The sequence below is a fragment of the Aeromicrobium stalagmiti genome (assembly GCF_013283745.1).
Lineage (GTDB): Bacteria > Actinomycetota > Actinomycetes > Propionibacteriales > Nocardioidaceae > Aeromicrobium > Aeromicrobium stalagmiti.
Genome location: NZ_JABSTZ010000001.1, coordinates 1069711 through 1082605, shown reverse-complemented (window position 1 = coordinate 1082605; position 12895 = coordinate 1069711). Strand labels below are relative to the sequence as shown.

Genomic DNA, 12895 nt, shown 5'->3' with positions numbered 1-12895 from the left:
CCCCTCACGACCACGTGCGGACGTAGTCGACCTGGGTGTCAGCGGGCAGCGGCGTCGTCGAGGTCGGGCTGTTGCCGCCCACACCGAGACCCTGCGTCAACGCCATGAAGAACGGCTGGTCGAACGGCCCGGACACGGTCAGCGGCGACATCGCGTTGATCGTGTGGTCCAGGCAGGTCTGCCCGTCGAACATGACCTTGAGCCGGTTCGTCGTCCACTCCAGGACGTAGGTGTGGAACGCCGAGACGTCGGCGACCATGCAGTAGTTGTTGGTGACGGTCGTGTCACCCGGCTGCGAGCTGTAGTGCAGGTAGGGGATCACCCGGCCCGGATAGGTCGTGTACATCTCGGCGATGTCGATCTCGCCGGAGGCCGGCCACGTGCCGTACTTCGTGGGGTTGACCGGCCACATCCACAGGGCGCTGTGCAGGCCGGCGACCTTGGCTGCGGGGAACTTCGCCCGGATCTCGAAACGTCCGTACGTCTGCGAGTACTTTCCGTAGCCGGACACCTGGCCGCTCGTGAAGCTGCTCGTCCTCGAGCCACACGTGACCGGCGTCGACACCTTCCTGGTCGACAGCACCAGGACGCCGTTCGCGACGGCGACGTTGTTGGCGCTGAAGCACTCCTGGCCGCCGGGGACGGTGCCTTGGTGCACGACCCACTTGGACGTGTTGAGGCTCGTGCCGTCGAACTCGTCGGCGAACCTGCACGTCCACGCCGCACCGGAGGCCTTGTAGAAGACCTGGGAGCCGCAGGTGGGCGCCGGCGGCTTCGTGGCCGGCTTCCTCGGGCTCTTGCCGGCCATGGCCGGACTGGTGGCTGACACGAGCAGCATGACGGCGGCGGCTGACAGGGCCAGCAGTCTCGAGATCTTGGACATGTGGGGTCTCCCTGTGATGATGATTCGCATCATCGGAGGGGGCGCCCCACGACCACATCGCCCAGACCACGTCGGCGATCTCCCTGTGCCGCCAACTCACGGTCCAGCCGCCGAACACCTCACCGTGGTGAGGCTCTCCCATCCGACGGGCAAACCGTGGTCCGGTGCTCTGCCAGCTCCCTCTGACTCGGTCAACGTAGACCCGGAACAAGCTGTCCCGTACGGAAAGATCAAGAAAAAATAATCGGGTCGGGCCCCAGCCATCAGCCCAGCGTGCGGGCCAGCAGGTCCTCGAGCTCGGCGAAGTGGCGCTCGGTCGCGGACTCGTCGAACACCGAGGTGTCCGACATCGTGAAGCCGTGCGGCGCACCCGGATAGATCGCCGAGGTGTACGCCACGCCGGCCGCGGCCATCGCCGCCTCGAACGCGGCGACAGCCTCGGGCGGGTTGGACCCGTCGTGGTCGGCATGGCCCGCCAGCACCTCGCCACTGGCGCGGGCGACCAGCCGGTGGGGGCTGTCGTCGGCGTCGACGACCAGCCCCGCGGCGTGGAACGCCCCGGCCGCCGCGATGACGTCCGGCCGCAGACCGGCGGCACGCACGGCCATCCGCCCGCCGATGCAGTAGCCCGTGAAGCCGATGCGGGTGCCGGCGACCCCGGGCAGCCCGAGGAGGGCGTCGACATAGGCGTCGAGGTCGGGATCGGACCGGTCGGGCCGGCTGACGTACGCCTCGGCGGTCCCGTCGGCCGCGGTGATCTCGATCGTCTCGCCCGTCATCGTTCCTCCATCACTTCGGCCTGCGCGGATCGTTGAGCAGGTGTAGCCCCGGTCACACCCGCTCGAATGCAAGGACATCCATGACGATCCGCCGCCTCACCGTTGCCGCGACCAGCCTGCTGCTGGCGCTCGGGATCGTCGCCGCCAGTCCAGCACAGGCGGCCAAGAAGCCGCTGCCCGTCCCCTACACGTTCCTGACCTCCGCGGTCCTCGCCGGCCTCGGCGTCGACGCCGACCCGCCGGGCGCCAACGACTGGTCGTGCAAGCCCTCGGCGCGGCACCCCCGGCCGGTCGTGCTGGTGCACGGGCTGACCGGCAACAAGGCGACCAACTGGCAGACGTTCGCCCCGCTGCTCAAGAACGAGGGCTACTGCGTCTTCGCCCTGACCTACGGCCAGGCGACCCAGGTGCCGACCCCGTTCAACCAGGTCTTCGGTGGGCTGCAGGCGATGGAGAAGAGCGCGGCACAGCTCAAGACGTTCGTGGCGCGGGTCCGCAGCGCCACCGGATCCTCGAAGGTCGACATCCTCGGCCACAGCGAGGGCACCGTCGTGCCCAACTACTACGCGAAGTTCCTCGGCGGAGCCAAGAACATCCATGCCTACGTCTCGATCGCGCCGCTGTGGCACGGCACCAACCCCGCCGGTCTCGACACGCTCGTCACCCTCGGCACCCCGTTCGGCGTGAGCCCCGCGGTCGTGCGGCTGCTCGATCCGTACTTCGCGTCCGGGCCGCAGCTGCTGAAGGGCTCGGCCTTCTTCGCCAAGCTGCGCTCTGGCGGCACCCCGGTCGTCAAGGGCATCCGCTACACCAACATCGTGACCCGCTACGACGAGCTGGTCGTCCCCTACACGAGCGGCATCCAGAAGGGCATGACCAACCTCGTCGTGCAGGACTTCTGCTCGCTCGACCTCTCCGAGCACTTCCAGATCGTCGCCGATCCCGTGGCGGCCGCGCTGGTGCTCAACGCCCTCGACCCGGCCCACCCCCGGCCGGTCCCGTGCAGGCTCGTGCTCCCGTTCGTCGGCACGCTCTGACGTCGGCCGGTCCCGACGGTGCATGATCGGGGCATGGACTCCGTACGGCTGGGCGACAGCGACCTCGAGGTCTCCTCGATCATCCTCGGCTGCATGAGCTACGGCGACCCCGCGCGCGGGCCGCACCCGTGGTCGCTGCCCGAGGACGAGAGCCGGCCGTTCATCCGTCAGGCCCTCGAGGCGGGCATCACGACGTTCGACACCGCCAACATGTACTCCGGCGGCAGCAGCGAGGAGATCGTCGGCCGGGCCCTCGCCGACCTCGCCCGGCGCGAGGACGTCATCATCGCGACCAAGGTCTACTTCCCCGTCGAGGGCGAGCCCGACTCCGGCGGCCTGTCGGCCGACAACATCGCCCGCCAGATCGATGCGAGCCTGCGCCGCCTCGGCACCGACTACGTCGATCTCTACCAGATCCACCGGTGGGACCCCGAGGTCCCGATCGAGGAGACGATGGAGGCGCTCGACGCCGTCGTCCGGTCCGGGAAGGCCCGGTTCATCGGGGCCTCGTCGATGTATGCCTGGCAGCTCGCGCAGGCGCAGCACGCCGCCGACCTCAACGGGTGGACGCCGTTCGTCTCGATGCAGGACCAGTACAACCTGGTCCAGCGCGAGGAGGAGCGGGAGATGCACCCGTTCTGCCTCGACGAGGGCATCGGCGTCATCCCGTGGAGCCCGCTGGCCCGGGGCCGGCTGACCCGCGACTGGGACGACCTGAGCACGAGCCGCAGCGAGACCGACCAGGTCACGAAGTCGTACTACGGCCAGGCCGACGCCTCCGACCGGGCGATCGCCGCTGCTGTCGGCGCGATCGCCGAGACGCGCGAGGTCTCCCGCGCCCAGGTCGCCCTGGCCTGGGTGCGCCAGCAGGAGGCGGTCACCGCGCCGATCGTCGGCGCGACCAAGCCGCTGCACCTCGACGACGCCGTCGCGTCGCTCGACCTCGTCCTGACCGACGACGAGATCGCCGCGCTCACCGATCCGTACGTCCCGCGGCTCCCGGAGTTCTGACCCTCGAAACTGTCCGCCTCGGCAGCAAGAATGGGGTCATTCCCGTCGGGCATCGGGCCCGGCGACCGATGGACCGAGGCGGCGCGGGCCGAGCTGGTGGCGGCAGGCGTCGACGCGACCCCGATAGACGTGCAGGCGTGGGGCATCTTCACGACGTTCGCCGACCCCGACGGCAACCGCTGCACCGTCCAGGAGCTCCCGGCCCGCTGACCTCGCTCAGGGCGCGTCCACCCGGGTCAGCAGGAAGACGCGCACCGCCGGCAACCGGGCGACCGGGGTGCGGTCGAAGTCCGACTCGAGGATCGCGCGGGCCCGCGGCGAGATCCGGGACAGCACGTCCTGACCGGGGCGTGAGGCCGACACGACCCAGATGCGGTCGACGTCGGCGAGGCAGGCCGCACTGTCACGACACTCCTCGGTGCGGAAGCGTCCCTGCGACTCCGGCGACCTCCCGGCCAGCACGTCGTCAAGCGGCCCGAGGTCGCCGTGCTGCTGCAGGTAGAGGAACGGCCTCCGTCCGATCCGCGAGGCACCGGCGAACACGACCCCGTCCCCGGGCAGTGCCCGCTCGTCGATCACCGCGGCTGCCGCGCGGAACGCGGGCTCGCTCGGCAACGGATCGCTGCGAGCCAGGCGCTGGCCGTTCAGCCCGACGGCAGCGAGGGCGGCCACGAGCAGCGTCGCGATCCCGTACCGGATCTCGCGCCGCCGCGCCCGGGCGGCACCGGCCAGCGATGCCACGAGCAGCACCCAGGCCGGCACGGTGAACAGCATGTAGCGGGCCAGGAAGACGTGGAGCAGGTCGAACGTGACGTAGCAGAAGACCGGCGGGACGACCGCCCACAGCAGCAGCGCGACGGTCTCCCGGCCGGCCCGCCGCCAGCGCACGAGTGCCGCCAGGAGCCCGAGGGCGATGACCCCGACCGCGACGTCGGAGCCGCCGAACAGGATCCGCGGCAGCCGGCGGACCGCCACCGCGTCCGCTGTGATCCACTGGATCACGTCGTCCTGCTGCGACCCGACATACGCCAGCGGCAGGACGCAGACGACCCCGACGGCGGCGGCCGGCACCCACCCGCGGAGCCGACCGTCCCGCAGGGCGATCCAGCCGTGGGCCAGCAGCACCGTGAGCGTGACGACGTGCATCAGGCCGGCGGCAGCGACGCACGCGGCGTAGAGCGCCCATCCCCTTCGCGTCGGTCGCTCGCACACCCGCAGCAGCAGCCACGTCGCGAGCACCACCCCGAGCAGTGCGAGGGCGTACGGCCGGGCCTCCTGGGCAAACCGCGACGTCGACGGCACGAGCGCGAAGAGCACGCCGGCCAGCAGCCCCGCGCCGTCGCCAACGAGTCGACGACCGATCAGCGCGATGATCGCGGCCGCGACCGTCATCGCGATGATCGACGGCGCACGCATCGCGCCCGGGCTGTCGCCGAACACGTCGACCCAGCCGCGCATGAACAGGTAGTAGGGCGCGATGACCGCGTCGACGTTGCCGATCAGCCGGCGGAAGTCCTCGAAGGAGATCGTGCTGGCGTGCCACGTCGCGAGCTCGTCGCTCCACGGCAGCCGGCGACCGGCATGGACCGAGGTGATCAGCAGCGTCAGGACCGCCGGGGGCAGCGCGATGCGCCACGCGCCGGCTCTGTTCACGGCACGAGTGTCCCACCCTCGGATAGCAGAGAAAATCAATTTCAGGAGTTCGGGCGCACAGTCATCCTGTCTCCGTGCATCCTGATTCGCGGCCCGTGGCACCGCAGCAGTCAGCGCGTCGACGGGGGCAGGGTCAGGATCTCGGCCCCGTCGTCGGTGATCGCGATCGTGTGCTCGCTGTGCGCCGTCCGGCACCCGGTCACGCTGCGCAGCGTCCACCCGTCCGCGTCGGTGACGAGCTCGTCGGTGTCGGCCATGACCCATGGCTCCAGCGCGAGCAGCAGGCCCGGACGCAGCATGTAGCCGCGGCCGGGCCGGCCCGTGTTGGAGATCTGCGGATCCTGGTGCATCGTCGACCCGATGCCGTGGCCGCCGAACTCGGTGTTGATCGGGTAGCCGGCCTCGCCGAGCACCGAGCCGATCGCGTGGGAGATGTCGCCGATGCGCGCGCCCGGACGTGCCATCGCGATGCCGGCCGCGAGGGCCCGTTCGGTCGCCTCGATCATCGCGATGCTCTCGGCCGGTCGTGACTCGCCGACGACGAAGCTGATGGCGGAGTCGGCTGCGACACCGTCCAGCAGCACCGCGAGGTCGAGCGTGAGCAGGTCGCCGTCGGCCAGCACCCGGTCGTGCGGCAGCCCGTGGAGCACGGCGTCGTTGACGGCGGTGCAGATGTAGTGGCCGAAGGGCCCACGACCGAACGACGGGGCGTAGTCGACGTAGCAGGACTGCGCACCCGCCTCGAGGATCATCTGCTGGGCCCACCGGTCGATGTCGAGCAGATTCGTGCCGACCGTGGCGCGGGTCCGCAGCGCCTGCAGGATCTCACCGACCAGCGCGCCGGTCCGCCGCGCGCGGTCCAGCTGGTCGGTGGTCAGGATCTCGATCATGGGCTCCCCCTCAGCGTTCCAATAACTATCCCGGTCATGTTATCCCGGTATTAGTATGGGCATCATGGTCAGGTTGCCCCTCACTCCCGCCGAGGTCGAGCGCGGACAGCGCCTCGGCGCCCTCCTGCGTCGCGCACGGGGAGAACGCTCGATGCTCCAGACGGCGCTCGACGCCCGCGTCTCTCCCGAGACCCTCCGCAAGATCGAGTCGGGACGGGTGGCGACACCTTCCTTCCCGACCATCGCCGCCATCGCTGACGTCGTCGGGCTGTCCCTCGACACCGTCTGGGCCGAGATCAACCAGCCCGACCCACTGGCAGCCGGACCTCGACGCTGAGCCCTGCGCTCCCGGCGATCTTGGCAGCCGTCCATAGGCTGACGCGGTGCTGAAGATCGACCTGCGAATCGCTGTCCTGCTCACCCTCCTCGGCGCCGTCGTCGCCCTCACCGGCGTCGCGTTCCTGATGCTCGCCCAGTTCCAGACCGCGGGAGTGCTGATCGCACTGGGGCTGGCCGCGAGCGCGGTCGGCTATCGCGCCAGCACGACCTGACGACTGGTCAACCCTTCGGGCTGACGCGCATCATGACGATGCCTGACGCGGACCTTCCACTCGAGTCGAAGACGCGGTAACGGAACCAGTCGAGCGTGCGGGAGCCTGCCACCTGCGGGGCCCGGTAGACGACGGAGTTGCCGGAGCGGGTGAGTCGCGCGCCGAGGTGGCTGCGGGCGTCGACCGTCCGGAGTCGGATGGTGTCGCCGTTGGCGTCGACGTCGTTCGCGGTCGGCCAGAGGGTCGTCGTGGACCCGCTGCGGAGGTAGTCCTTCAGGTCGAGGGTGGCGTAGGGCGGCAACGGGATCGCACTCGTCCCGACGCGTGGGAAGCGTGCGGGATCGGTCTTCAGCCGCTCGTCGCGTGTCGCGAGGATCGCGGCCAGCTCGGTGCCGTCGAACCGGGCGTAGTCGTTGCCCGACATGATCGTCTGCCCCTCGGGACCGTTCGTGTGGTTGTCGCCGGGTCCCCACGTGTGGCCGAGCTCGTGCCGGATGATGGCGATCGAGTTGCCGCTCCCGTTGAGGCTCACCGCGTAGTTGCCGCCGACGGTGCCGACGTACGCCACACCGCCTCCGCCGCCGTCCGTGTGCAGGTAGGCGACCGTGTCGACGATGTCCTGGTCCAGTCGCGACCTCCACTGGGCACGCACGTCGCCGAGCTCGGCGACCCTTCCCGCATACGGGCTCGCTGCCTGGGCCGAACGCAGGATCACGCGCCCGATCGCCGGGCGTAGTCGCGCGTTGCTCTCGTACGTCGCCAGCATCTCGACGGTGGTGAGCTCGACGGCGTCCATCGCCCTCGCCACCGATCCACCCAGCTTGCTGCTGATGTAGGAGTAGTCCAGGTCGTAGCCGACGTCCCACCGGCGGGTGAACCCCTCGATCTGCGCCTTCTTCGCCGTCACGTTGCGCGCGGCCTTGTCGCCCGTGGCGGAAGGCCAGTGATAGGTCGCCTGGCCGGTCCCGCGCGTGCCAGTGACCTTCGATCCGCTGAAGAACGTCGTGGCTCGACCGTCGCTCGTGAGCTGGCCGGCCATGACCCCGTCGCGCTGCCGCACTGCCACGGCAATCCACGACGACTTGCCCTCGACGTAGCCGAGGTAGGCCCGCGTCGGCGCGACCGCCGTTCGCTCCAGCGAGCCGTCGGCCTGCTGCACGTAGACACCGAACTGGGGTGCGCGGATGTTGACCGGTCTGAGCTTGAGCGTCAGCCGCTGCTCGCCCACCACGACCGTGTGGGTCACCTCGCCCGACGCCGCCTGCGACGAGCTCATGCCCGCGAAGATCGCAGCCGCCGAGACAAGAAGCACGAAGATCTTGCGAGAGGTCATCCCCTGATCCTCACATCGGTCACGGCTCGGCTCAACCCAGAAGGCTCGATGCCGCATCCGGTCATCGGAAACCCTCGGTGACGCATTGTCATGACATGGCGTCGCTGAAATGATGGCTGCTCGACCATGACGTGACGAGGGAGACCACGGGTGACCGACCGATCTGGCACGACCACAGCACGACCGCTTCCGTACTGGATGTTCGTCGCGATCGTCGTGATCTACCTCGCGATCATCCAGCTCGGGGGACTGATCGGCGGCACCATCGCCGATGCAGACGCCCAGGGCGATGCCATGGCCACCAACGAGGTCGTGATCTGGGTGCTGATCATGCCGCTGACGGTCGCCCTCGTGTTCGTCTACGCGACCGTCGCCGCGCTCGGCCGGCTACGACCAGTCCTGCGCGACGACCGGCCGGTGCAGAAGTGGCTCATCGTCGTCCCGATCATCTTCATCGCGTGCATCCTCGTCGCCATCGACTACGACGCGCTCTCGCAGAAGACCGGCACCTTCATCATCCTGCTGCTGATCGCCACACAGCTCGTCGGCTGGGGCGAGGAGGGCATGTTCCGCGGGCTCGGCGTCACCATGCTGCGCGAGCATGGACTCACCGAGGGCAAGGTCGCCCTCTACTCCAGCATCATCTTCGGGCTCGTGCACCTCTCCAACGCCATCACCCGGGGCGTCGGCGCCGTCCCGCAGGCCATCATCGTGAGCTTCGCCGGCTACTTCTTCTATCTGATCCGCCGCCGCACCGGATCCAACGCCCTGAACTCCGTCATCCACGGCCTGTTCGACTTCTCGATCCTCACCGGCACCGCGATCCTCGTCGACCAGAAGGGCTACATCGGCTCGTTCGCCGCGGTGCTCGCCTACGTCATCATCGCGATCGTCGTCGTCTCGCGCCGGCACCGGATCGAGCCATCACACAACGCCGCCTGAGGCAACGGATCAGACCGGCCGCTGACGCGGGCCTTCACCCATCCGCGGTGCGGATGCGCACCTCACGCTCCATGCGCTTCTCGTGCCGCTCGCGACCCTTGATCGCCTCGAGCTCGCGGCTCTTCGGCGGCGCCTTGGTCACCAGGTCGTCGAGCAGGCGGCGCGTCGCGAGGGCGATCTCGTCGACGGCGCGGTCGAACGCCTCGGTGTTGGCCTGGGAGGGACGGGTCGATCCGCTGACCTTGCGCACGAACTGCACAGCGGCCTCGCGGACCTCGTCATCGGTCGTCGGCGGGTCGAAGTTGTGGAGCACCCTGATGTTTCGGCACATGCCACGACTCTAGATCGCCCGCACGCCTTCTGGCTGGGGTCGGGTGGTCCAGTGCAGGAGGCCGTGGCCCTTGTAGCCGTGATGTCGCCTGCAGAACGGGCCGAGGTTGTCACCCTGGGTGGGGCCCTCGGGGAATGGTTGTCGGTGATCGATGTCGCATCGTTCGGCCGGGACCATGCAGCCGGGCCCCTGACACGTCCCGTGCAGGAACCTCAACGCGATGGCCAGGATGTCAGGGGCGAACCGGCCCAGATACTCATGGGCCAGGACATCGTCGGTGACGGGGTCGGTGATGATCCGGTGCCAGAACGTGCTCCCGGTGGCGGCGATCTCCGCGATCCACCGCGCCGGAACCGCCCACTGACCATCGCTCGATTCGGCGAACCCCGGCACGGCGCCGGCCAGGACGTCCGCACCGATGGTGACGGCAATGTTCGCGTCGACCGCCGAGGTCGCAGCCGCTTCCCCGTCCCTTGAGCTGGTCGAAAGGCACCAGGCGACCAGCAGATCAGCCTCCCGCTCACCCACCGTCCGGCCGTCGTCGGGATCGGTGCCGCGGCGGGCCTGGTCGCGGAGGCGGGCCTCGATCGCTGCGAGCTCGTGCGACGGCAGATAGGCGTTGAGCCACCCCATGCAGTCATCACCATGGGAGACCGACACGTGCCGCCGGGCTCGTTCGTCATCGGCACGCCCAACAGCCAGGTCGGCCTCGACCCGCCGCACGAACGACCGCAACCACGCCCTCAGCTCACCCACCGTGTGGGACTCCGCATAACCAACCACCCGCTGATCGAGACGGTGCACCGAGTCAGCCCGCTTCAACCGGCCGATCGTGTGCCCGATCTCGCGGACCCTCGCCAGATCGATCCGGCCCTCACCGAACGCCAACCACGTCAACGGCGACTGGTCCCGCACCGTGTCAGCCACTGACAACCGGTGCTGGACCTGACCCTCGCTGAACCCCATCGCCTCACCGATCGCCAACGCAACCGCACCACGCTCCACCAGCCGCCGCATCGGCGACTCGACCAAAGCGATCCGCTCCAGCTCCCGGTCACGGAAGTCCAGCATCGCCACCACCTCACGCGCCTCAGCCCGCGCCCGCTCACGAACAACGTCAGTCAAGACGTCAGTCGAAGCAAGCATCAAGGTGGCCATACATCCAACCTAGACACCACCACCGACACCCCTTCCCCCCGCGATCACAGCCTGTGGACAACACACGAAGACGGTGGTCCCGCGACGGCTACACCGCGATCATGAGCCGCTGGATCAGCCCCTCGTCGTCGAGGACGAACTCCTGTCGCAGGTCGACCTGACCACCCGGGAAGCTGCCGACGATGCGGGTCGCGACCGTGATGACCTGGCCCTCCGTGTTCACTGAGAGCCTGGTCGAGGTGGTCTCCCACTCCGAGGCCGCTCCGGTGAGCCAGGACAGGACTTCGTCGCGACCGCGGTAGGTGCTGCCGTCGTCGGTGACGTGGGGGTCGGCGGCGAACGAGTCGATCGCCTTCTCCCGCGCGTCGCCGTCGATGACGGCGAAGTAGGTCTCGACAGCTGCGGGCAGGGTGTGCGTGTTCATGGGTTCTCCTGGGTTGGTGTGGGGCTCGGGTGACGTCCGGATCAGATGGTCTTGACGGTTCCGCCGTCGACGATGATGTCGGCGCCTACCACCGACGCAGCGGCGTCCGACACCAGGAAGCCGATGACCTCGGCAATCTCCTCCGCGGGCGCGAAACGCCCGTCGGGGATGCCACCGAGGGAGTCCATCAGCGTCTGCATGCCGGCCTCCTCGCTGGTGCCGCGGGCAGTGGCGATGCGCTGGGCCAGTGCTCTGGCGCCGGGGCTGGCGATGCCCCCGGGCGACACGGTGTTGACGCGGACGCCCTGCGGGGCGAGCTCGTTCGCGAGCCCCTTGCTGTACGTGCGCAGGGCGGCCTTCGCCGCCGCGTAGCCCAACGTCCCGTCGTGGAGCGGCATCCGCCCCTGGATCGATCCGACGTACACGATCGCTCCGCGCCCCCGGCTCAGCAGCAGCGGGGTGAGAGCACGGTCGATCCGGACCGCCGAGAGCAGGTTGAGCGCGAGCTCGGCGTCCCAGTCGGCATCCGACACGGCGCCGTGGCCTCCGCCCGGCGAGCTCGACCCGCCGGCGACGTGCACGAGGATGTCGAGGCCGCCTTCCTCCTCGACGGCCGCCGCGATGGCAGCCGCGGCATCGGTCTGCGTGCTGTCGGCAAGGACGACCCGCGCCGCCACGGACTCTTCAGGTGCGGTGCGCCCCACGGCGATGACCCGCGCTCCGGCCTCGACGAGGCGGCGCACGACGGCGTCCCCGAGGCCTCGGGTGCCGCCGACGACGAGCGCCTGGCGTCCGGTCAGGGACAGTGCTGGTGGATAGATCATGACGAGCCTCTCGACGACGGGTTGCGCCCGGTGGCGCTGACAAGACTCACCGTCCGGCTTCCCCTGGGGGGAAGGTCAAGCGCTCCGCGGATGGCTGCCTCGAAGGGGGTGGACTCTCCCCCAGGGGGAAGGTCGAGGATGCGGTCGTGACCGCGACCATGACCATCGGCGACTTCAGCCGAGCGACGCGCCTCAGCGCCAAGGCGCTGCGCCACTACCACCGGCTCGGCCTGCTGGAGCCGGTCGAGGTGGACCCCTTCACCGGCTACCGGTCGTACGGCGTCGAGCAGGTCGACGACGCCCACCTGATCAGGCGCTTCCGGTCGTTGGACATGCCGCTCGACGTCATCGGCCAGGTGCTCGCCGTCGACCGCCCGGAGGACCGGACCGAGCTCATCGCCGAGCACCTGCGGCGCATGGAGCAACGACTGGCCGAGACGCGGGACGCCGTGACCGCCCTGCGGAGCCTGCTGGAGTCGGACCACGTCTCGGCGGTCGTCGAGCGCCGGTGGGTCGAGGAGACCCCCCGTGCTCGTGATCCGCGACCACATCGACCTGTCCGATCTCGGGCCGTGGTTCACCACCGCGCAGGTCGACCTCGACCGCGCCCTGACGGCGACCGGGTCCACCTCAGCCGGGCCGTTGGGGGGCCTGTGGTCGACCGAGCTGTTCCTCGACGAGTCGGGCGACGTTGCCCTCTTCCGCCCGGTCGAGCCCCATCCCGTCGAGCCCCATCGACAGACCGTGCAGGCAGGTCGGGTGCAGTACGAGGTGCTACCCGCGACGATGCTCGCTGTCGCCACGCACTCCGGCCCCGACGCGACGATCGGGCAGGTCCACGCCGACCTCGGCCGACACGTCGCCCAGCACGAGGTCAGCGTCGCGGGCCCGATACGCGAGTCGTACGTCGCAGGGGTGCCCGGTGGCGACGGCGTCACCGAGATCGGTTGGCCGATCCGGGCCTGAGCGCGGAGCGCCATGCCGGGTTGGACGCATCCCGAACGGGTCGGGCAGGATGACACGATGAATGGGCTGGCACGAAGGATCATGTGCGGGGTAGCGAGTCTTGCGTTCGTCCT

The 12895-nt window shown here is 69.5% G+C and carries 16 protein-coding genes and 1 pseudogene; 8 read left to right on the top strand and 9 right to left on the bottom strand.

Annotation, left to right across the window (positions count from 1 at the left end):
- Window positions 1-4 precede the first annotated feature (4 nt).
- Both HQK15_RS05270 and HQK15_RS05265 read right to left on the bottom strand, forming a co-directional pair.
- A complete protein-coding gene (locus HQK15_RS05270; RefSeq protein ID WP_173490340.1) occupies window positions 5-883 on the bottom strand; it encodes a glycoside hydrolase family 16 protein in 879 nt (292 codons plus the stop codon).
- Between the two features lie 263 nt (window positions 884-1146).
- A complete protein-coding gene (locus tag HQK15_RS05265; RefSeq protein ID WP_173490339.1) occupies window positions 1147-1662 on the bottom strand; it encodes a dienelactone hydrolase family protein in 516 nt (171 codons plus the stop codon).
- An 80-nt stretch (window positions 1663-1742) separates the two neighbouring features.
- Here HQK15_RS05265 and HQK15_RS05260 point away from each other — a divergent pair, with 80 nt between their 5' ends.
- From HQK15_RS05260 to HQK15_RS05250, 3 genes are read left to right on the top strand one after another with little or no spacing between them, the layout of a single operon-like run.
- Window positions 1743-2699 carry an esterase/lipase family protein gene (locus tag HQK15_RS05260; protein ID WP_173490338.1) on the top strand — a complete coding sequence of 319 codons (957 nt, stop codon included), beginning with the start codon at window positions 1743-1745 and terminating at the stop codon, window positions 2697-2699.
- A gap of 33 nt (window positions 2700-2732) precedes the next feature.
- On the top strand, window positions 2733-3710 hold the full coding sequence (locus HQK15_RS05255) for an aldo/keto reductase (RefSeq protein WP_173490337.1): 978 nt from the start codon (window positions 2733-2735) through the stop codon (window positions 3708-3710).
- A 30-nt stretch (window positions 3711-3740) separates the two neighbouring features.
- On the top strand, window positions 3741-3920 hold the full coding sequence (locus HQK15_RS05250) for a VOC family protein (RefSeq protein WP_173490336.1): 180 nt from the start codon (window positions 3741-3743) through the stop codon (window positions 3918-3920).
- Window positions 3921-3926: 6 nt separating this feature from the next.
- Here the strand turns inward: HQK15_RS05250 and HQK15_RS05245 are convergent, their stop codons facing one another.
- Both HQK15_RS05245 and map read right to left on the bottom strand, forming a co-directional pair.
- Window positions 3927-5363, bottom strand: a complete 1437-nt coding sequence (locus HQK15_RS05245; protein ID WP_173490335.1) for a glycosyltransferase family 39 protein — start codon at window positions 5361-5363, stop codon at window positions 3927-3929.
- A 110-nt stretch (window positions 5364-5473) separates the two neighbouring features.
- Window positions 5474-6253 carry a type I methionyl aminopeptidase gene (gene map, locus HQK15_RS05240; RefSeq protein ID WP_173490334.1) on the bottom strand — a complete coding sequence of 260 codons (780 nt, stop codon included), beginning with the start codon at window positions 6251-6253 and terminating at the stop codon, window positions 5474-5476.
- 64 nt (window positions 6254-6317) lie between these two features.
- Between map and HQK15_RS05235 the strand changes: the two genes are divergently transcribed.
- Both HQK15_RS05235 and HQK15_RS05230 read left to right on the top strand, forming a co-directional pair.
- Window positions 6318-6590, top strand: coding sequence for a helix-turn-helix transcriptional regulator (locus tag HQK15_RS05235; RefSeq protein WP_173490333.1), 273 nt, complete (start codon window positions 6318-6320; stop codon window positions 6588-6590).
- 46 nt (window positions 6591-6636) lie between these two features.
- Complete coding sequence (locus HQK15_RS05230; RefSeq protein ID WP_173490332.1) at window positions 6637-6804, top strand: hypothetical protein; 168 nt, start codon at window positions 6637-6639, stop codon at window positions 6802-6804.
- 7 nt (window positions 6805-6811) lie between these two features.
- On the opposite strand, the gene HQK15_RS05225 is transcribed toward HQK15_RS05230, so the two are convergent.
- Window positions 6812-8137, bottom strand: a complete 1326-nt coding sequence (locus tag HQK15_RS05225; protein WP_173490331.1) for an Ig-like domain-containing protein — start codon at window positions 8135-8137, stop codon at window positions 6812-6814.
- Between the two features lie 150 nt (window positions 8138-8287).
- Here HQK15_RS05225 and HQK15_RS05220 point away from each other — a divergent pair, with 150 nt between their 5' ends.
- Entirely contained in the window at window positions 8288-9079 is a 792-nt protein-coding gene (locus tag HQK15_RS05220) for a CPBP family intramembrane glutamic endopeptidase (protein ID WP_367649063.1), read from the top strand.
- A 34-nt stretch (window positions 9080-9113) separates the two neighbouring features.
- Here HQK15_RS05220 and HQK15_RS05215 read toward each other — a convergent pair whose 3' ends face one another.
- The 4 genes from HQK15_RS05215 to HQK15_RS05200 form a co-directional block, all read right to left on the bottom strand.
- Complete coding sequence (locus HQK15_RS05215; RefSeq protein ID WP_173490330.1) at window positions 9114-9410, bottom strand: DUF2277 domain-containing protein; 297 nt, start codon at window positions 9408-9410, stop codon at window positions 9114-9116.
- Between the two features lie 9 nt (window positions 9411-9419).
- Window positions 9420-10568, bottom strand: coding sequence for an HNH endonuclease signature motif containing protein (locus HQK15_RS05210; protein WP_173490329.1), 1149 nt, complete (start codon window positions 10566-10568; stop codon window positions 9420-9422).
- Between the two features lie 88 nt (window positions 10569-10656).
- Window positions 10657-10992 (bottom strand): nuclear transport factor 2 family protein, encoded by a 336-nt coding sequence (locus HQK15_RS05205; protein WP_173490328.1) that lies wholly within the window; start codon window positions 10990-10992, stop codon window positions 10657-10659.
- A gap of 41 nt (window positions 10993-11033) precedes the next feature.
- On the bottom strand, window positions 11034-11816 hold the full coding sequence (locus HQK15_RS05200) for an oxidoreductase (protein ID WP_173490327.1): 783 nt from the start codon (window positions 11814-11816) through the stop codon (window positions 11034-11036).
- A 158-nt stretch (window positions 11817-11974) separates the two neighbouring features.
- On the opposite strand from HQK15_RS05200, the pseudogene HQK15_RS19025 reads away from it, so the two are divergent.
- A pseudogene (locus HQK15_RS19025) lies at window positions 11975-12226 on the top strand (MerR family transcriptional regulator); the annotation flags it as partial.
- A gap of 118 nt (window positions 12227-12344) precedes the next feature.
- Window positions 12345-12782 (top strand): GyrI-like domain-containing protein, encoded by a 438-nt coding sequence (locus tag HQK15_RS19020; RefSeq protein ID WP_254450672.1) that lies wholly within the window; start codon window positions 12345-12347, stop codon window positions 12780-12782.
- Window positions 12783-12895: the final 113 nt, after the last annotated feature.